An 18,037-nucleotide genomic window follows, 5' to 3' on the forward strand; every position below is an offset into this window, starting at 1 on the left:
CTGCCATGGGACGTGAACGGCAGCGAGGCGCAATCGGCGTCATGGCGGCGGGAACGCTGCTGCTGGCATTGATTTGCCTGGCCCTGGTGATCGACACCGGGCGCCTGTACTTCGAACAGCGAAAACTGCAGCGCGTGGCGGACATGGCGGCGCTGGAGGCGGCCACCCAGGGCGGCATGTGCGGCTCGCAACTGGCGGGTGACATCCAGGCCTTCGTCACCGCCAGCGCGGCGAAGAATGGCTTCGTGCCCGGCACCGGCGATACCTTGGTGGGCACGCTGGGCACTGTCAGTCTCGATGCCGGGTATGGCGGCGCCGAGTCCAGGCGAGTCTTCAGCGCCGGCGGCAACCTGGCCGATTCCATTCGCGTGCAGGCTACCCATAGCGTGCCGTCGAGCCTGGTGCTCAATGTCGCCAGCCTGTTCAGCGGGGCCTCGAGCACCACGGTGATCAGCGCCCAGGCGGTGGCGCGACGCTCGGCGATGGCCGGAATTTCCGCCGGCAGCGGCGTGCTGAGCCTGGACTCGAGCAACTCGCCTCTGCTCAACGCGCTACTCGGCGGCTTGCTTGGCACCAACCTCAATCTGGACGTGGTCACCTACCAGGGCATCGCTGGCGCGAATGTCTCGCTGCTCGCACTGAGCCAGCAGCTCAAGGCAGCGGGAGTGAACCTGGAACTGGGCAAGATCGACAGCCTGCTGGGCGCCAATGTCACCGCCGCGCAGCTGCTCCAGGCCATGGTCAATGCGGCAGACTCCTCACAGCTGGCCGGTGTGAATACGGCACTGCTGCGCACCGCGCTGGCAACGATCAATGTGCCGACGGCGAACCTGACTCTGGGGCAGATTCTCACTGTGGTGGCGCCGGACAGCGTGCGTGATACGGCGCTCAGTGCCGGGGTCAATATGCTGGACCTGCTGATGGCTACGGCGCTGGTGGCGAACAAAAGCAACGCGGTCGCGGTACCGGCACAGACGCTTTCCATTCCTGGTTTGGCAACTCAGACGCTCAGCCTCACGGTCATTTCGCCGCCACAGATTGCCATCGGCTATCCCGGCAAGAACAGCGATGGCACTTGGCGGACGCAGGCCACGTCGACTCAGATAAGTCTCAAGGCTGCCGTGCATGTCGACTTGCTGAATCTGAAGCTGGTTACAACCGACGTATTGCTGCAAGTCGACGTCGCCAAGGGCACTGCAGCGCTGGAGAGCATCAAATGTGGTGGGGTAGGAAAACCGGTGGAGGTCGATATCCAGGCCAAGCCCGGAATCGCCAATCTGACCTTGAGCGCCAGTGTTGACCTGTTTCCCGGGGCCGATGACAAGTTAAAACTGGTCACCCTGAGCAATGGAAATCAGGCGACATCTTTCGCGGCCGGCGGTGAGCAGCAGTTGGTGTTCAATGTGACAAGTCCCGCTGATCTGCCTAGCGTCGCCAAGCGCGTGCAAAGCCCGCTGGGTGCGTCGCTCGCTGCTGGTGTTGCGGATATGGCGAAGAATCTCAAGGTCACTGTCACCTTGCCTCCCAGCCTGACTTGCGACCTTCCGTTGGTGGGATGGCTGCTCTGCCCGCTGGGGCAACTGGTCAACAGTGTTTCGAGCACGCTGATCAATTCCGCGCTGGGAATCGGTACTTTGCTGACGGGCGCATTGAGTAACGTGGTGGGATTGTTGGGCAATGCATTGATCGACCCGCTGCTCAAGCTACTGGGCATCCAGACCGGCATCCTCGACGTGCGCCTCATCGACCTCCAGACCGGCGGCGCGGAGCTGCTGATCTGAAGGTCGCCAGGAACCGCGCAGGGCTCAGTGCACCGCGCTGCTCTGGGAGGCGCTGGGGGAGATGGCGAGGGCGAGCTGGGTGCGGTTGTGCATATGCATCAGCCGCAGCACCTGGGAGACATAGAGCTTCACGGTGTTCTCGGTGATCCCCAGGTCGTAGGCGATCTGGTAGTTGGTCAGTCCCTTGCTCACCAGGCGCGCCACCGCCTGCTGGCGCGGCGAGAGCTTGTTGAACAGCGGGTTGTTGACCACCGGCGTCATCTGCTCGGCGTTGCTCGTTGCGACGCTGGCCGGGACCTCAGGCTGCTCCTGCTTGAGCACGCTGCTGCTGGTGGGCTGGCCACCACCGCCGCCGTGCACTTCGTACTTGATCTTGTGGATATCCCGCGAGATCGAGTTGAGCGACTCGGCGAGGTACTCCAGGCGCTGGTTCACATGGCTCAGGCTGAGCTGGCTGCGGATGCGCTCGTGCAGACGGGCCTCCAGGCGCTCCAGACCCTTGAGCAGGTCCATCGGCGCCACCGGCTTCTGGTAGTAATCGGCGACACCCACGCGCATGGCTTCGATCACCTCCTGGCTGCCCTGCTGGCCGGTGAGGATGATGGTCTCGAAGAACCGCGTGGAGCCGGCCACGTCCTTGAGCGCCTCGACCACGCGGATGCCGTTGTCGCGTCCCAGGCCCAGGTCGCAGATCACCAGGCCGATCGAGGCATCGTCGCGGAATTTCTGCAGGGCGCTGTCCTTGCTGTCGCTGATCGCGCAGCGATAGCCGCTGTTCTCCAGCAACTCGGACAGCTCGGTGGTGACCTGAGGCTCGTCATCGATGACCAGCACGCTGAAACGGCGATTGGCCGTTTTTTCCATGACTGCACGCTCCTTGAAAGAATACTTCCATTATTTTTATCGTCCGACTGTTCAATAACCGTAGTCGGATCGTCCCATCAGGCGACAGGTGGTATTAACTCTTAGCATATAGTCGTTAAGTTCGGATTCTGCCAATTGTCGGAATCATTTTTAATTGAGGAGCGACAGGGTCGTCAGAAGACCGGCGAATAGCGTGAAGATGAAGGGAAATGACTTGAACTTTGACGGTTGCAGCCGTGCTAATTTCGATTTGCAATTAGCCGGTACTTTGTCCGAATCAATCAAAAGTTTGCTGGCGAACATCAGGGCCACGCAGAACAGGCAAGCCAGCGCGAGTGTGTACAGCACCGTCAGCGGGTCGCTGGCGAGCCCGATGGCGACCAGCAGTTTCACGTCGGCGGCGCCCAGCTTGCCCAACCAGTAGCCCGGCACGGTGAGCAGTGCCGCCAGTAGCGCGGCCAGCGCGGCTGCCAGCGGCACGTAGCCGGTCAGCGTGTGGCCTTTGAACAGCAGGAACAGCAGGGCCAGCAATGCCCCGCCCAGGGTCAGCCAGTTGCTGACACGCAGCCGCATGAGGTCCTGATACGCACACACCGCGCACCAACCCAGCAGGCAGAGTTTGAACAGCATCGAGAATATCCTTATCCCGGTCGGCGCATTGGAGGCGGGCAAGTAGAGTTTTAGGGTATTTGGTATTCCGGCGCCATATTGCAATTGCGGCCAGGTGAAAACGAATTTGGCTCGTAACGTTATTGCGGCAAACCATGAGGGCGAATCCCTGAAGAGCGCCTAGTATTGCTCGGTAATGGAATTTATCCGACGGCGAGTATCTTCAGTAAAGTTCTGCCGTGCCGATAAGTTGAACGATCATTCAAGTTGCAAGTTGTGGGAGTATTGCGCATGAACGGAGTCGGAGGGCGCGGCACGCAGCGAGGTGCGGTGGCTATCGAGTTCGCCGCGGTATTCGTCCTGTTCTTTGCCGTTCTCTATGGTCTGCTCGGTTATTGCGTGCCGCTGCTGATGCTGCAGGCGTTCAACGACGCGGCAGCGGCAGGGGCCCGGGTGGCTGTTTCGGTGAATCCCCAGGCGGCGGGCGGCTACAGTGCCGCCTTGAAGACGGCCGTGGATAATGCCGTTACCCAGCGCCTGAGCTGGATGCCGACTAACTGGCGCAACGGCTGTTACAGCGGGCAGTTCATGGATACCCCGGTGACGGAAACCATCTCCGGGCGGCAATACACCCGCGTGCGGGTGTGCGTCAGCTACCCCTATGCCACCACGCCTATCGTCCCGTTGCTGACCCTGCCGGGGATCGGCACCGTGCCGCGCCTGCCTGACGTGCTGAGCGGCACAGCCAGCGTCCTGCTCTGAGGCGCTGATGTTCGATTTCTGGCGCTCCAGGCCTCGCGGCCAGCATGAGTTGAACGATGTTCCGGTGCCGAGTCGGCCGCTGGCCGCGCGTCGGCGCCCGTCGCTGCCCGCGGAAGAGCTGGCTGAGCCCGTGGTGACCGGCCACTGGGACCTGTGGCTGGAACTGGACAGCCGCGATCGCGTCATCGCCCGCGGCGGCAGCCTGGCTCACCGGCTGCTGCCGCCGACGCCGGGCAATGGTGAACTGCCGGGGCTGGGGGACTACCTGGACCGTCGTGTTCCCGGCGGCATGCAGGTTTCCAGCCTGCGCGGCGGCGAACGGCTAGATCTGGTGCTGCGCAGTACGGGCGACCTGCCGCTGGTCTGCCGCTTCCAGGCCGCCCTCCAGGCCAACGAGCACTGCCTGCTGCTGGGCATGGATATCTCCGACCTGAACTGGCAGTCCGACAGCCAGCAGCACAAGCTGCAATGCCTGAATCTCAGCAAACTGCTGTTGGCGCGCCTGCGCCACAGCTCGCAACGTCGTCTCGGCGAGGCCGTCGGCGAAGTGCTGGAAGCCTTCTGCAGCAACTTCCACATGCGCAGCATGGCCCTGTTGCTGGAGGCGCCGGATCAGAGCCTGCGAGTCTTTGCCTGCTACGTGCAGCCTGGTTTCGACAGCCTGTTGCGCGAAGGCCTGGCGGTGCCCGGTGACGAGCTGCGCGCGGCCAGCGGCGCCTGCCTGCTGGGCGCGGACGACAGCCCCTCGGAGCTGCTGCGCACCTTGTGCTGCGCCCAGCTCTACCTGATCCCGGCACCCGTGCGCGGCGGGCGGCTGGCCGGGCTGCTCGCCGAGCCCATGGAGCATGGCGGCAGTTGGCCAGGGCTGGCGCCGAGCGATTGGCAATACCTGGCGGAAATCCTCACCAACCTCGTGCACGAGCGCACCGAGCTGCACAACCTGCGCGACAGCAGCCGGCGCCTGAGCCTGCTGCAGGACATGGTCGGCGGTGGCTGGTGGCGGCTGCGGGTCGACGAGGGCGTGTTCGAGCTGTCGCCCGCCGTTGCCGCCAGCCTGGGGTTGCCCGCCGGGCAGCTGCAACTGGCATTGACCGAGCTGCTCAGCCAACTGCATCCGGCTGACGCCGACGAGCTCAACCTGCGCCTGCGCAACCTGCAACCGGGTGGCCGACTGGTCCAGGACCTGCGCCTGCGCGGGACGGCTTCCACCCAGACGCGCCGCTGGCTGCGTCTGCAGGGCCGACGACAGGCCCGCGCGGGCGATCAGTTGATGGATGGTGTGCTGCTGGACATCAGCGAAGGCAAGTCGCAGGAGGAGCAGGCATTGGCGGCCCACGCGCGGCTGCGCAACCTGATCGACAGCGCGCCGGTGGTGATCTATGTGCAGCGCGTGGAGGAGGGGCACCTGATCCCCGAGTTCTACAGCGAAAGCGCCGGCAACCTGCTCGGCCTCGATCTGCAGGGCCAGAACTGGCAGGCGCTGGCCGAGCGGGTGCACCCCGAGGACCTGGAAACCTTCCTCGACCGTGGGCGCGAACTGCTGCGCGAAGGCCGTGTGCGTACCGAATATCGCCTGCGCGACAGCGCCGGTGAATGGCACTGGCTGTACGACGAGGCCAAGCTGTTGCGCGACATCCAGGGCATCCCGCAGGAGGCCGTCGGCCTCTGGCTGGACGTCACCGAGCAGCACCTTGCCGCGCTGCAGATCGCCGAGAGCGAGGAGCGTTACCGCGTGCTGGTGGAGGACTCGCCGGCGCTGATCTGTCGCTACGACCCGGACCTGCAACTTACCTTCATCAACCATACCTTTGCCCAGGTGCTGGGCGAGCCGGTGAACGCGCTACTCGGCCGGCGGTTGGACGAGTGGCTCTCCGAACAGGATTGCAGTGCCCTGCGCGCACGCCTGGTGGGCGGCGGCAAGAGCACCGCGGACGACTCCTGGGAACTGCGTTTCTGCCTGCCCGGCCAGCGCAACCTGTGGCTGATCTGGTCGGACCGTCCGTTGCTGGATGCCCAGGGACAGTTGGTGGAAGTCCAGGCCGTGGGCCGTGACAACACTGCCGTGCGCCACGCTCAGCAGCAACTGGCGCAGGGCGCGAAGATGGCCAGCCTGGGCGAGATGGTCAGCGGCATGGCCCATGAGATGAAGCAGCCGCTGCACGTCATGCGCATGTCCCTCTACAACGCCCGGCAGAAGCTGGGCGAGCCGGAGTACCTGAAGGAGAAGCTGGAGCGTGCCGACGCGCAGATTGACCGGCTCTCGCGGGTGATCAGCCACATGGGCGTGTTTAGCCGCAAGTCGGAACTGGAGGCCGCGCCCTTCGATCCCTACGATGCCTGCGAAGGCGCTGTCGCACTGCTGGGCGAAAGCCTGACGCAGCAGGGCATCACCCTGGAATGCCGGCCACCGGCACATCGGGTGGTGGTACGTGGCTATGCCGACCAACTGGAACAGGTGCTGATCAACCTGCTGGCCAACGCCCGTGATGCGCTGCTCGGGCGTGGGGGGGAGGGCGCGCGCTGGGTTGGCGTGTCACAGGAACCGTGCGCGGACTCCGGCTGGGTGGAACTGCACGTGCGTGACAATGCCGGCGGCATCGACCCGGCGGTGATGGAGCGCATCTTCGAGGCGTTCTTCACCACCAAGCCGATCGGCAAGGGCACCGGCCTTGGGCTGTCGGTGAGCCATGACCTGATCCGCAACATGGGCGGCAGCCTGTCTGTGGATAACTTCAAGGGCGGCGCACGTTTCGTCATTCGTCTGCCGCGGCAGGCGATCAATCTTTGATCGCCCGGAAATGAAAAACGCCTGCGGATGCAGGCGTTTTTCGTGGTGCGCAGCGCGGGATCAGCCGATGAAGCGCGAGGATAGCCAGAACAGCCCGGCGGCCAGCGCGATCGACACGGGCAGGGTCAGCACCCAGGCCATGAGGATGTTGCGGATCGTGCTGCCTTGCAGGCCGCTACGGTTCGCCACCATGGTGCCCGCTACGCCCGAGGACAGGACGTGTGTCGTGGAGACCGGCAGGCTGTAGATGTTGGCCATGCCGATGGCGGCGGTCGCGGTCAGCTGGGCGGCGATGCCCTGGGCATAGGTCATGCCCTGCTTGCCGATCTTCTCGCCGACGGTGAGCACCACGCGCTTCCAGCCGACCATGGTGCCGATGCCCAGGGCCAGGGCCACCGCGATGATCACCCAGAAGGGCGCGTATTCGGTGGTGCTGGTCAGGTCCTTGCGCAGCTTCTCAAGGTCCGCCTTCTCGCGCGATGGCAGCTCGGACAGCTTGCCGACCTTCTTCGCGGTGTCATCCAGGCACAGCAGGTAGCGGCGTACCTGCACGCGCTCGTCGTCGTTCAGGTCGTTGTAGCTGGAGACGCCGTGCAGGTCGCTCAGCAGGCCCTTGAGGGTCGCCTCGGTCTGCTTCGGCTCGCAGCGGTACAGGTCCGGCAGGTCCGCTTCGCTGGCCTTGCCCAGGGCGAGCATCTCGCCGAGGGTGTCGGAGTGGCGGTTGTAGAACTGCTGCAGGTGGATGGCGGCGTCGCGGGTACGCTCGATCTGGTAGGTGGTGCTGTTCAGGTCGAGGACGAACTTCGCCGGGACGATGCCGATCAGCACCAGCATGATCAGGCCGATACCTTTCTGACCGTCGTTGGAGCCGTGCACGAAGCTCACGGTCATGGCCGAGATCACCAGCACCAGACGGTTCCAGAACGGCGGGTGCTTCTTCTCGTCGACGTCGCGGCGGGTTTCCGGGGTCTTGTGCATCTTCGACAGCGGGTACAGCCACTTCAGGCCGATCAGCAGGGCGCCGGCGACGAGGAAGCCGGCCAGCGGCGAGAAGATCAGCGACAGGCCGATGTCGATGGCCTTGCCCCAGTTGATCCCGTCGGCCACCGGTACGCCGGTGATCAGCGCATTGGCCAGGCCCACGCCGAGGATCGAGCCGATCAGGGTGTGCGAGCTGGAGGCGGGAATGCCGAAGTACCAGGTGCCCAGGTTCCAGGTGATGGCCGCGGCGAGCAGCGAGAACACCATGGCCAGACCGTGGCCGGTGTTCACGTTGATCAGCAGCTCCACTGGCAGCAGGTGGACGATCGCGTAGGCAACGCCAACGCCACCGAGCAACACGCCGAGGAAGTTGAAGATGCCGGAGAGGATCACCGCGCGGTACGGGGACATGGCCTTGGTGTAGATGACCGTGGCCACCGCGTTGGCGGTGTCGTGGAAGCCGTTGATGAACTCGAACGCCAGGACGAATGTGAGTGCCAGCACCAGGCTGATACCCACCCAGAGATCGAGTCCGCTGAAGAGATCGAACATGAAAATTCTATGACCGGTCGGAGACGGGGCGGCGATTATGCCAGAAGCTTGGAGCACCGTATTTAGCCTGAAACGGTTTCTCCAATTTGCGCGACGCCTCGTCGCACGGCGCTTTCAGGCAGGGTGGAAAAAGTTTGCAATGCTTCCACGCGGGCCGCCGGCCCATCGGATGAGTGTTTGCAGGCCAACTGGCGGCTCCCCCACGGAGCACTGCTCGCCCATCGCATCGAGACTTTCCCACAGCAGTTTCGGGTGAGTCTTTCAGCCTGGGGCCGTACCTGCGATTTAAAGGGAAGCGGCTTCCTGATCCTTTTTCAGTCGTTCTTCTTCGATTCTTTCCAGTTCCCGGTCGAAGGCCTTGTCCTGCACGCTGGGTCGCTTGCGCCAGGGTTTCTTGCCGGGTTCGGGCTGTGCGGCATAAAGGGTTACTTCGCCGCCCTGCTCATCCTTGAAACGTTGCTCCTGGCGCTCCAGTTCCGCGCGCAGTTCGTCTTTGGTCACGATCATTCCTGATGACAAAAAGCTGATGGCTTGAAGATGATGACTAGAAGTTGATGACGATGGGCCGTTTGCTGGCAATCGACGTCCTGCCTGGACGTCATCCTGGCAGTGTAGACGCTCAGGTTGCACTGGCGTGCCGGCTGCAAAAACGGCGCGGATTATAACCTTGCGCGGGGGGAGGCCGGGCGGGGATCGCCGACGGACGGTTTCAGCCCACTGCTGGCGCGGGCTGAACTTACCTCAGCCGGTGCGGCTGAGGTTCAGTTCGCCGATCTTTTCCAGACGCGCGCGGACGATATTGCGGCTGATGCCCAGCAGACGGCCGGTCTGTAGCTGGTTGCCATGGCAGAAGTGGTAGGCAGTGCGGAACAGTACTTCCTCGACGTGCTCGTAGAGGTCGGGCTTGTTGCTTTCGAACAGTTCCAGCAGCGCCTGCTCGAGCGTGGCTTCGACGCGGGGCGCCAGGGCGTGGGGGAAGGCTTCGTGGCGCAGCGAGTCGTGGCGAGGAGCGGACGGCAGCTCGGCGAGTTGCAGGTCGCCCGGCTGTACCTGCTGGTTGCGGCACACCAGCAGGGCGTGGTGGATGGCGTTCTCCAGCTCGCGGATGTTGCCCGGCCATGTGTGGCCCAGCAGCTTGCGCTCGGCCTCGGGGCTCAGGGATGCGCGGTTGTAGCCTAGGCGCTGGCAGTGCTCCTCGAGGAAGAATTCGGCCAGCGGCAGGATGTCGCCGGGACGCTCGCGCAGTGGCGGCAGGCGGATGGTGGCGACGTGCAGGCGGTAGAACAGGTCCTCACGGAAATGCCCGGCTACCACGGCGTCAGCCAGGTTGACGTTGGTCGCGGCGACTACCCGCACGTTGATCGGCACCGGCGTGCGCGAGCCCAGGCGCACGACTTCGCGCTCCTGCAGCACGCGCAGCAGCTTGACCTGCATGTTCAGCGGGAGGTCGCCGATCTCGTCGAGGAACAGGGTGCCGCCGTTGGCCGACTCGAACCAGCCGGCCTTGCTGCTGGTGGCGCCGGTGTAGGCGCCTTTTTCGTGGCCGAACAACTCGCTCTCGACCAGGGTCTCGGAGAAGGCTCCGCAGTTCACCGCGACGAAGGGCGCGCCGCTGCGGCGGCTGAGCTTGTGGATATGTCGCGCCACCAGCTCCTTGCCGGTGCCGGTCTCGCCGATGATCAGCGCGTTGGCCTCACTGGGCGCCAGGCGCTCGATGCGGTTGAGCAGCTCCTGCGAGCGCGGGTCCTTGAACACCAGCACCGTGGCGCGGACCGACTTGGTTTGCTCGCGGGCATTGGGAAGGGTCAACAGCGACATGGCAGGTTCCTGGCGTACCGAATGGGTGGCGACGCCATACTGCGGCATTTTTCATATTTCAAAAAATTATCAATTCGAATTTATATATAACCAGATTTGCCGTGTACGCCGTGGAAGCCATCACGGACTTGCTGAGATGAGCCGCTGCATCGCGTCGCAGCCCTCGCGAATGCTGGGCTGCAAGCTACGCTGAGGGTGGCAATTCCATCCTGGGAGACCACTCCATGACCACCGTTCGGATTCCGCTGCTCGTCCTGGCTCTGCTGTTTTCGGCGCAAGGCTTTGCCGCCACCGCCGCGCAGACCGCGCAGCAGGAAAAGATGAAAACCTGCAATGCCGACGCTACCACCAAGGCGCTCAAGGGCGATGAACGCAAGGCGTTCATGAGCACCTGCCTGAAAGCCGGCAGCGACAGCAAGGCAATGACGCCGCAGCAGGAGAAGATGAAGTCCTGCAATGCCGATGCGACCAAGAAGGCGCTCAAGGGTGATGAACGCAAGGCGTTCATGAGCACTTGCCTGAAGAAGTGAGGATGGAGCGCGGCAGGGCCGCGTGGGACACGAAAAAGGACAGCCGCGGCTGTCCTTTTTCGTTGGCGCAGGGTTCGCGAGCAAGCTCGCTCCTGCAGTGGGATGTTACCTCGGCAAGCTCTCTGTAGGAGCGAGCTTGCTCGCGAACATCCCGCCGGTCTGGCTGCCGGCGAAGACGAGCCTGATCTTACAGGCCGGAAAACACCAGCCAGGCCGCCGCCAGTGCGTAGAGAACGATCACCGCATCCATGCGCAGCGCAGGCGGGAGTCGCCGCACGAGGTTCATTTCTTTGCCACCGCGGACCAGAAGCCCTGGGCATTGCGGAAGGGCTGGCGGGCCATCTGTTCGGGGCGGGTGATGCCATCGGCGCGCAGGGCGTTGACGAGGGCGGAAAAGGACTTGGCGCTGTAGCTCATGATCGGGCTCCCGATGCTTTCTCTCCTTGGGGTGGAGCTATGAAAACATCGGGGCCACTATCGACGGAAATGGATCGCCTTAAGGGTGACCATCGATGAAATTGATGGAAGGCCAGGAGAGCTCCAGTTGGCTCCTGAAATGCCGTGCCTCGCCAGTGATCGGATCGATGAACTCCAGTTGCCGGGCCAGCAGCTTCAGCGGCTTGGCGAAGTCTTCCGGCGGACGCTCGCCGCGCGGCGGCAGCGTCGGATAGAGCGGATCGAAGCACAGCGCCGCGCCCAGGCCCGACATGTGCACGCGCAACTGGTGACGTTTACCGGATACCGGGTGCAGGCCATAGCGCCACAGGTCGCCGCGTTTCTCCAGGACCTCGATGTGTGTTTCGCTGTTGGGCTCACCGTCCACTTCCTGCATGCGGATGTAGGGATCACCCTCGACCATCCGCGAGCGATGCACCAGTGGGAACTCCCGTTGCGGCAGCGCTGGCGCGATGGCCTCGTACATCTTGTCGATACGTCGCTCGCGGAAGAGCGCCTGGTAGGCGTCGCGGTTGTCCGGGTTGGCGGAGAACAGCACCAGGCCGGCGGTGAGCCGGTCGATGCGGTGCAGCGGCACCAACTGCGGGTTGCCCAGGCGCTTGGAGAGGCGGGCGAGGAGGGTTTCCTCGACGTACTGGCCTGCCGGCGTCACCGGCAGGAAGTGCGGTTTGTCCGCCACTACCAGGTGTTCGTCGGCATACAGGATGCTTTCCTGGAAGGGAATTGGCGCTTCCTGCGCCACCTCGCGGAAGTAATGGATGCGCAGTGCTTCGCGATACGGGTGCTCGGGGCCGATGGGTTGACCGTCATTGTCCAGCACCTTGCCGCGCGCCATTCGGTCCAGCCAGGTGTCGCGGCTGATCGCCGGGAAGCGCGCGCACAGGCAGTCGAGCACCGTCGTCCAGGGGCCGGCGGGCAGGTGCAGGATGCTGGCGCGTTGCTGGGCGGTGGAGAAGCGGGAGCTGGACATGCGGGCAGGCGACCGGGTTCGACAGGCTGCGCATTAGGCCGCAGCGGCGTGGCGGCCGTCAAAGCCGCCACGACTTCCGGTCTTTCATGGATCGCTCTCAGGTGGGGAGCGGGTTGATCTCTACCGTGATATGCGCCAGTTCCTCGTGGACCTGCAGGCGCTGGCGCACCAGTTCGGGCGTCAGCTCGCCGCTGCTGGCGAGGCTGAGGATGCAGGCGTAGCGCGACTTGCCCACGCGCCACAGGTGCAGGTCGGTGATGCGCGCCGGGTACGGCAGCTCGGCGACCACCTCGCGAATTTCCTCCACCACCGGGTCGTTCATCTCCGCGTCCAGCAGTACCCGGCCGCTCTGCTTGAGCAGGCCGACCGACCAGGCGGCCACCAGTACCGCGCCGACCATGCCCATCAGCGGGTCGAGCCAGGCAGCGCCCCAGATCAGGCCGCCGATCAGAGCGATGATCGCGGCCACCGAGGTGGCCGCGTCGGCCAATACGTGCAGGTAGGCGGCGCGCAGGTTCAGGTCGTGGCCATGGTCGTGGCCGTGATGATGGTCATGACCGTGATCATGTCCGTGGTCGTGGTGGTGGTGCTCGCCGCGCAGCAGCCAGGCGCAGGCGAGGTTCACCAGCAGGCCGATGACCGCAATGGCGATGGCCTGCTGGTAATGGATCGGCGAAGGGGAGAGCAGCCGTGCGACGGACTCGAACATCATCAGCGCCGCCACGCCCAGCAGCAGGATGGCGCTGGTGTAGCTGGCGAGAACCTCGATCTTGAAGGTGCCGAAGGCGAAGCGCGCATCGCCCTTGAAGCGCCGCGCCGCCACGTAGGCGAAGAACGCCAGGCCCAGCGCCAGGGCGTGGGAGCTCATGTGCCAGCCATCCGCGAGCAGCGCCATGGAGTTGAAGATCCAGCCGCCGGCGATCTCCACCACCATCATCACCACCGTCAGCAGCGCGGCGCGCAAGGTGTTGCGTTCGGCCAGGGGGTTGCCTTCGTGGAACTGGTGGTCGTGGCGACCGTCTTGCGGGTGGGCGGCGTGCTGCATGATGATGGTCCGTAGAATCAGTCTGGATACTATACCCCAGTATACCTTTGGAGTTTTGACGTGGGACATACCATCAAGGACCAGAAGAAGCTGCTGACCCGGGTGCGGCGCATCAAAGGCCAGAGCGAGGCGCTTGAGCGGGCGCTGGAGGCGGGCAGCGAATGCGCGGCGATCCTCCAGCAGATCGCCGCCATCCGTGGCGCGGTGAACGGCCTGATGGCCGAGGTGCTCGAAGGCCATCTGCGCGATCACCTGGGCGCCGAGGACCGCACGGCGGAGCAGCGCCACGAAGACCTGGAGCAGGTCATGGGCGTGCTGCGCTCTTATCTGAAGTAGAGCTGCCGCAGGTTGCAGCTGGGGTGTTGTGGGTCAGTCGGACAGCCGCACCGCCAGTTCGTCGGCTTCCTCGGTCCAGTCCGAATCCTGCTGCAGCGCCTCGCGCAGGAACTGCGACTGGGCGGCGTTCCAGAACGGCGCATCTGGCAGTTTCTGGCCCTCGGCGAGGCGGTGGCTGCCGAGGAAGGCATCGATGTCCTTGCGCCCGTCGGGCAGGCCCAGTTGCTTGAACAGGGCGCTCAGGCTGTGCTGGCTGGTATCCATGACGATCTCCTGGGTTGACGTGGAGCGCGCCGCCACGGCGCGCGGCAATGGAACAACTATAGGAGCATCGGCCGGCGAGCAAGGTTCGGATTGGCAATCGGGGCGGAAATAGATAGCCTGCTTTCAATCGTCCCCGTGCACGCTCCGCCACCCACCATCAGGCCCGTCCATGAGCTCGTCCGAGCAGCGAACCGCCTCCGTCACCCTGCGCATCCTCGCGACCGTCTTCTTTACCTTCGTCCTGTTCCTGAGCATCGGCCTGCTGCTGCCGGTGCTGCCCGGTTTCGTCCATGAAGGCCTGGGCTATTCCACGGTGATTGCCGGCGTGGTGATCGGCCTGCAGTACATCGCCACCCTGGTGTCCCGGCCGCTGGCCGCTCATGTGGCCGATACCTACGGAGCGAAGCGCGCCGTGCTCCATGGCCTCGGCGTGCTGGGCATCGGCGGTGTGCTGGTGCTGGCTTCCACCAGCTTCGAGTCCGTGACCTGGCTGAGCCTGGCTCTGCTGCTCGGCAGCCGCGTTTTGTTCGGCCTGGCGCAGGGGCTGCTGGGGATCGGCACGGCGAGTTGGGGCATTGCATTGGTGGGCACGCAGAACACCGCCAAGGTGATTTCCTGGAACGGCATCGTCAGCTACGGCGGCATCGCCATCGGTGCGCCACTGGGAGTGATCATGTCGGCCTCGCTGGGCCTGTGGAGCCTGGGCGTGAGCATCCTGGCGCTCACCGCGCTGGGCTGGCTGGCGGCCCGCGGCCGCGCGGAGGTGCCGACCATTGCGGGTACGCGCATGGCCTTCTACGCGGTGCTTGGTCGCGTACTGCCCTACGGGATGTGCGTGATGCTCGGTTCCATCGGCTTCGGCACCCTGGCGACCTTCATCACCCTCTATTACGGCAGCCAGGGCTGGGCGAACCCGGCGTGGTGCCTGACCGCGTTCGGCGTCTGCTTCGTCGGCGCGCGGCTGATTTTTTCCGGCATGGTCAATCGTTTCGGCGGCTTTGCCGTCGCGGTGGTCTGCCTCGGTGTGGAGGTCTTCGGCCTACTGCTGCTGTGGCAGGCGCCGGGGCCGGGGTTTGCGCTGCTGGGCGCCGCGCTCACCGGTTGCGGCCTGTCGCTGGTCTATCCGTCGCTGGGCGTCGAGGCGGTGTTGCGCATCCCGGCCAGCAGTCGAAGCGCGGGGCTGGGCGCTTACGCGCTGTTCTTCGACCTGGCGATGGGCATCGCCGGCCCACTGATGGGCCTGGTCGCCGCCCGCCATGGTTACGCATCGATCTTCCTGGCCGCCGCTGGATTGGCGCTCTGCGGCTTCTGCATTTGCTTCGGCCTGCTGCGCTTCACCCGGCAGCAGCACGAGGAATTGCCGAAGGATTGAGCGTCAAGGTACCCAGGAGCGGACTCCGTCCGCGATGTCTTGCCGGTCGCTCCGTTGATGGAACCGGCATGTGCTTCAGCCGATCGCGGACGGAGTCCGCTCCTACACCCGGTGAGAGATCAAACCGGCGGGAAGGCCTTGAACACTGCCAGCGCCTCGGCCTGCTGCGCCCAATCGCACACCGCTGGGTAGCTGTCCGCCGGAATGTCCTCGGAGTGCAGCAACTGCACGAAGGTCCAGGCCACGGCGATGCTCAGGCCGGCCTGGTCCAGCGGCGCGTCGGCGTCCAACGACATTTCGCGCAGCTCGCTTTCCAGTTGTGCCAGGGCGGCGTGCAACTGCTGGTCAACCCGCTCCTGCCAACTGGCCAGTTGCTTGTCCTCCGGCCGCTGTTGCTCGTAGTAGCGCTGCACCGCTTTTTCCATGACCGCCAGGGCCAGGCCCAGCAGGCGCGTGGCACGTACCCGCGCGGCCGGCTCGGTGGGCATCAGGCTGCGTCCGGCCAGGTGTTCGAGGCAGTCGATGATCAGGGTGGAATCCATCAGCACCTCGCCGTCGCCCATTACCAGGGTGGGCGCCTTGACCACCGGGTTGATCCCGCGGAACTCCTCGTAGGTGCGGAACACCGATAGCGACTGGTGGCTGAACTCGATGCCGAGCAGGCGCAGGGTGATGGCGACGCGGCGCACGTAGGGCGAATCGAGCATGCCGATCAGGTGCGGAAGCTTCTGTTGCATGGGCACATCCTGTTAGTGGAAATTGCATGGTGGCTGGCGCGGTTGTCCGCGCGATGGCCATGAATCTAGCGGCTTTGCTCGCCAGGAAATAGCGACTATTAGTGACCGATTCGGTTAGGAAAACTTACATGAGCGCATTGCCGCCGCTCTCCGCCCTGCGCAGTTTCGAGGCCGTTGCCCGGCTCGGCAGCGTGACCCTGGCCGCCAGCGAACTGCACGTCACGCACTCGGCCATCAGCCAGCAGGTACGTCAATTGGAGAGCCTGCTGGGAATCACCCTGCTGCAGCGCGAAGGCAGGGGATTACGCCTGAGCGAGGAGGGCCGCCTCTATGCCCTGCAGATTCGCGGCGCGTTGCGCGATATCGCGGAGGCAACCCGCCTGGCCAAGGCGCGCCCCGGCGAGGACGAACTGGTGGTGGCGCTCACCCCGTCCTTTGGCCAGAAGTGGCTGCTGCCGCGCCTGCCGGCGTTCCGCGCGGCTTATCCACAGTACCGCCTGCGCCTGTTGGCCAGCCTGGAAGTGATGGACCTGCGCCAGGGCCTGGCCGACGTGGCCGTGCGCATCGGCCAGGGGCATTGGGAGGGATTGGCGCAGCAGCGTCTGTTCGACGATGAAGTGGTGGTGGTCGCTGCGCCGGGCTTCAACGGCGGCCAGTTACCGCGCAGCCCCGAGGAAATCCTCCGTTGCCCGCGCGTCACCGGCTTCGAATCCTGGCTCGGTTGGTGCCAGGCGGCTGGCGTGGCCGTGCCGCACGAGCCGGCAGCATTCGTGGTGAACGACTCCAACCTGAGCATCGAGGCGATCCGCATGGGCCAGGGCATTGGCCTGGAGCGCCGCAGCCTGGTGGCCGGAGCGCTGCAAAGCGGCGAGCTGGTGGCGCTGAGCGATCTGCGCGTGCCCTACGGCTTTCCCTACTGGCTGGTGTGGCCCGAGCGCGAGGCGACCCAGGGCAAGGTCGCGGCATTTGCCGGGTGGCTCTGCGGTGAGGTCGAGAGTTACCTGAGAGCCATTGCCTGAGGCGGACATAAGGTAGGAGCAACTGTCTTTTTCTGGGGAGTCCGTACCCATTCATCCCCCCTGACCCCAGCCCTCCCCTGGGGGAGAGGGCGGGCCGGCAGGATATCTCATGTAGGAGCGGACTCTGTCCGCGACGGTGTCCGGCGCGATTCGGATCTATCGCGGACGGAGTCCGCTCCTACGGAAACAACTTCGCTAGAGCGTTCTCAGGCAAGCCATCAGGTCCGAACGATCCAGGGCCGGCACGCGCCGGCCCCGGCAGGCCTCAGAAGGCTTCGTCGATGTAGTGGAAGGGGTAGTCGGGGCTCTGGTACTTACCGATCTTGCCGCGCTTGGGCAGCTTCACTTCCTCGCGCGGCACCGACTTGTAGGGTACGTGCTTGAGAATGTGGCTGATGACGTTCAGGCGTACGCGCTTCTTGTCTTCGGAGCGCGCGACGAACCAGGGCGCCCAGGGCGAGTCGGTGGCGGCGAACATCAGGTCGCGGGCGCGGGTGTATTCGTCCCAGCGGGTGTAGGACTTCACGTCCATCGGCGAGAGCTTCCAGATCTTGCGGCCGTCGGTAATGCGGTCTTCCAGCCGTCGCGCCTGTTCCTCCGGGCTGACCTCCAGCCAGAATTTCAGCAGGATGATTCCCGACTCGGTGAGCATGCGCTCGAACAACGGGGTCACCGCGAGGAACTTGTCGGCCTGTTCCTCGGTGCAGAAGCCCATCACCCGCTCGACGCCGGCGCGGTTGTACCAGCTGCGGTCGAAGATCACCACCTCACCGGCCGAGGGCAGGTGCTTGATGTAGCGCTGGGCGTAGAGCTGGGATTTCTCCCGCTCGGTGGGAGCGGGCAGCGCCACCACGCGGAATACCCGCGGGCTGACGCGCTCGGTGAGCGCCTTGATGGTGCCACCCTTGCCGGCGCCATCGCGGCCCTCGAAGACGATGCAGACCTTCAGGCCCTTGTGCACCACCCACTCCTGCAGCTTGACCAGCTCCACAGAAAGCTTGCGCAGGTGTTCCTCGTAGTCCTTGTTCTTCATCTTCCCGGTCTGTTCGGGGGCCGGGTTCTTCGCTTTTTTCTTCGTCTTGCCCATCACATCCTCCTTGGGTGAAACACACAGTGTGCAGATGAGCATAGCGGTTGGCGGGGCTCGAATCGG

The 18,037-nt window shown here is 64.6% G+C and carries 18 protein-coding genes; 7 read left to right on the forward strand and 11 right to left on the reverse strand.

Annotated elements, in window-relative coordinates:
* Positions 1-5: 5 nt before the first annotated feature.
* Positions 6-1,781 (forward strand): pilus assembly protein TadG-related protein, encoded by a 1,776-nt coding sequence (locus ACNFH5_RS07005; RefSeq protein ID WP_416744913.1) that lies wholly within the window; start codon positions 6-8, stop codon positions 1,779-1,781.
* A 24-nt stretch (positions 1,782-1,805) separates the two neighbouring features.
* Here the strand turns inward: ACNFH5_RS07005 and ACNFH5_RS07010 are convergent, their stop codons facing one another.
* Both ACNFH5_RS07010 and ACNFH5_RS07015 read right to left on the reverse strand, forming a co-directional pair.
* The gene (locus ACNFH5_RS07010; RefSeq protein ID WP_416744914.1) at positions 1,806-2,645 is read right to left on the reverse strand and encodes a response regulator transcription factor; all 840 of its coding nucleotides are present in this window, start codon (positions 2,643-2,645) and stop codon (positions 1,806-1,808) included.
* A gap of 150 nt (positions 2,646-2,795) precedes the next feature.
* Complete coding sequence (locus ACNFH5_RS07015; RefSeq protein ID WP_416744915.1) at positions 2,796-3,275, reverse strand: prepilin peptidase; 480 nt, start codon at positions 3,273-3,275, stop codon at positions 2,796-2,798.
* 270 nt (positions 3,276-3,545) lie between these two features.
* On the opposite strand from ACNFH5_RS07015, the gene ACNFH5_RS07020 reads away from it, so the two are divergent.
* A complete protein-coding gene (locus tag ACNFH5_RS07020) occupies positions 3,546-4,016 on the forward strand; it encodes a TadE/TadG family type IV pilus assembly protein (RefSeq protein ID WP_416744916.1) in 471 nt (156 codons plus the stop codon).
* 7 nt (positions 4,017-4,023) lie between these two features.
* The gene (locus ACNFH5_RS07025) at positions 4,024-6,804 is read left to right on the forward strand and encodes a PAS domain-containing sensor histidine kinase (RefSeq protein WP_416744918.1); all 2,781 of its coding nucleotides are present in this window, start codon (positions 4,024-4,026) and stop codon (positions 6,802-6,804) included.
* Between the two features lie 60 nt (positions 6,805-6,864).
* Here ACNFH5_RS07025 and ACNFH5_RS07030 read toward each other — a convergent pair whose 3' ends face one another.
* The 3 genes from ACNFH5_RS07030 to ACNFH5_RS07040 all read right to left on the reverse strand — a co-directional run bounded on the left by ACNFH5_RS07030 (position 6,865) and on the right by ACNFH5_RS07040 (position 10,155).
* A complete protein-coding gene (locus tag ACNFH5_RS07030) occupies positions 6,865-8,337 on the reverse strand; it encodes an inorganic phosphate transporter (RefSeq protein WP_416744919.1) in 1,473 nt (490 codons plus the stop codon).
* A gap of 285 nt (positions 8,338-8,622) precedes the next feature.
* Positions 8,623-8,838, reverse strand: a complete 216-nt coding sequence (locus ACNFH5_RS07035; protein WP_413351632.1) for a hypothetical protein — start codon at positions 8,836-8,838, stop codon at positions 8,623-8,625.
* A 240-nt stretch (positions 8,839-9,078) separates the two neighbouring features.
* Entirely contained in the window at positions 9,079-10,155 is a 1,077-nt protein-coding gene (locus ACNFH5_RS07040; protein WP_192431506.1) for a sigma-54 interaction domain-containing protein, read from the reverse strand.
* Between the two features lie 224 nt (positions 10,156-10,379).
* Between ACNFH5_RS07040 and ACNFH5_RS07045 the strand changes: the two genes are divergently transcribed.
* The gene (locus ACNFH5_RS07045; RefSeq protein ID WP_416744920.1) at positions 10,380-10,685 is read left to right on the forward strand and encodes a PsiF family protein; all 306 of its coding nucleotides are present in this window, start codon (positions 10,380-10,382) and stop codon (positions 10,683-10,685) included.
* A 282-nt stretch (positions 10,686-10,967) separates the two neighbouring features.
* On the opposite strand, the gene ACNFH5_RS07050 is transcribed toward ACNFH5_RS07045, so the two are convergent.
* The 3 genes from ACNFH5_RS07050 to dmeF form a co-directional block, all read right to left on the reverse strand.
* Positions 10,968-11,102 carry a hypothetical protein gene (locus ACNFH5_RS07050; protein WP_017519380.1) on the reverse strand — a complete coding sequence of 45 codons (135 nt, stop codon included), beginning with the start codon at positions 11,100-11,102 and terminating at the stop codon, positions 10,968-10,970.
* A gap of 79 nt (positions 11,103-11,181) precedes the next feature.
* A complete protein-coding gene (locus tag ACNFH5_RS07055) occupies positions 11,182-12,111 on the reverse strand; it encodes a pseudouridine synthase (protein ID WP_416744921.1) in 930 nt (309 codons plus the stop codon).
* A 97-nt stretch (positions 12,112-12,208) separates the two neighbouring features.
* The gene (dmeF, locus tag ACNFH5_RS07060; RefSeq protein WP_416744922.1) at positions 12,209-13,156 is read right to left on the reverse strand and encodes a CDF family Co(II)/Ni(II) efflux transporter DmeF; all 948 of its coding nucleotides are present in this window, start codon (positions 13,154-13,156) and stop codon (positions 12,209-12,211) included.
* Between the two features lie 60 nt (positions 13,157-13,216).
* Here dmeF and ACNFH5_RS07065 point away from each other — a divergent pair, with 60 nt between their 5' ends.
* Positions 13,217-13,492: a metal/formaldehyde-sensitive transcriptional repressor gene (locus ACNFH5_RS07065; RefSeq protein WP_138521445.1), complete on the forward strand. Its 276-nt coding sequence runs from the start codon at positions 13,217-13,219 to the stop codon at positions 13,490-13,492.
* Between the two features lie 33 nt (positions 13,493-13,525).
* On the opposite strand, the gene ACNFH5_RS07070 is transcribed toward ACNFH5_RS07065, so the two are convergent.
* Complete coding sequence (locus tag ACNFH5_RS07070) at positions 13,526-13,756, reverse strand: DUF2789 domain-containing protein (protein WP_416744923.1); 231 nt, start codon at positions 13,754-13,756, stop codon at positions 13,526-13,528.
* 169 nt (positions 13,757-13,925) lie between these two features.
* On the opposite strand from ACNFH5_RS07070, the gene ACNFH5_RS07075 reads away from it, so the two are divergent.
* Positions 13,926-15,128: an MFS transporter gene (locus tag ACNFH5_RS07075; protein ID WP_416744924.1), complete on the forward strand. Its 1,203-nt coding sequence runs from the start codon at positions 13,926-13,928 to the stop codon at positions 15,126-15,128.
* 119 nt (positions 15,129-15,247) lie between these two features.
* On the opposite strand, the gene ACNFH5_RS07080 is transcribed toward ACNFH5_RS07075, so the two are convergent.
* Positions 15,248-15,865, reverse strand: a complete 618-nt coding sequence (locus tag ACNFH5_RS07080) for a glutathione S-transferase family protein (RefSeq protein ID WP_416744925.1) — start codon at positions 15,863-15,865, stop codon at positions 15,248-15,250.
* Between the two features lie 128 nt (positions 15,866-15,993).
* Between ACNFH5_RS07080 and ACNFH5_RS07085 the strand changes: the two genes are divergently transcribed.
* Positions 15,994-16,884 (forward strand): LysR substrate-binding domain-containing protein, encoded by an 891-nt coding sequence (locus ACNFH5_RS07085; RefSeq protein ID WP_416744926.1) that lies wholly within the window; start codon positions 15,994-15,996, stop codon positions 16,882-16,884.
* 265 nt (positions 16,885-17,149) lie between these two features.
* Here ACNFH5_RS07085 and ppk2 read toward each other — a convergent pair whose 3' ends face one another.
* Positions 17,150-17,971: a polyphosphate kinase 2 gene (ppk2, locus tag ACNFH5_RS07090; protein WP_416744927.1), complete on the reverse strand. Its 822-nt coding sequence runs from the start codon at positions 17,969-17,971 to the stop codon at positions 17,150-17,152.
* Between the last annotated feature and the right edge of the window lie 66 nt (positions 17,972-18,037).

This window comes from Pseudomonas sp. NY15435, assembly GCF_048068295.1.
Taxonomy (GTDB): domain Bacteria; phylum Pseudomonadota; class Gammaproteobacteria; order Pseudomonadales; family Pseudomonadaceae; genus Pseudomonas.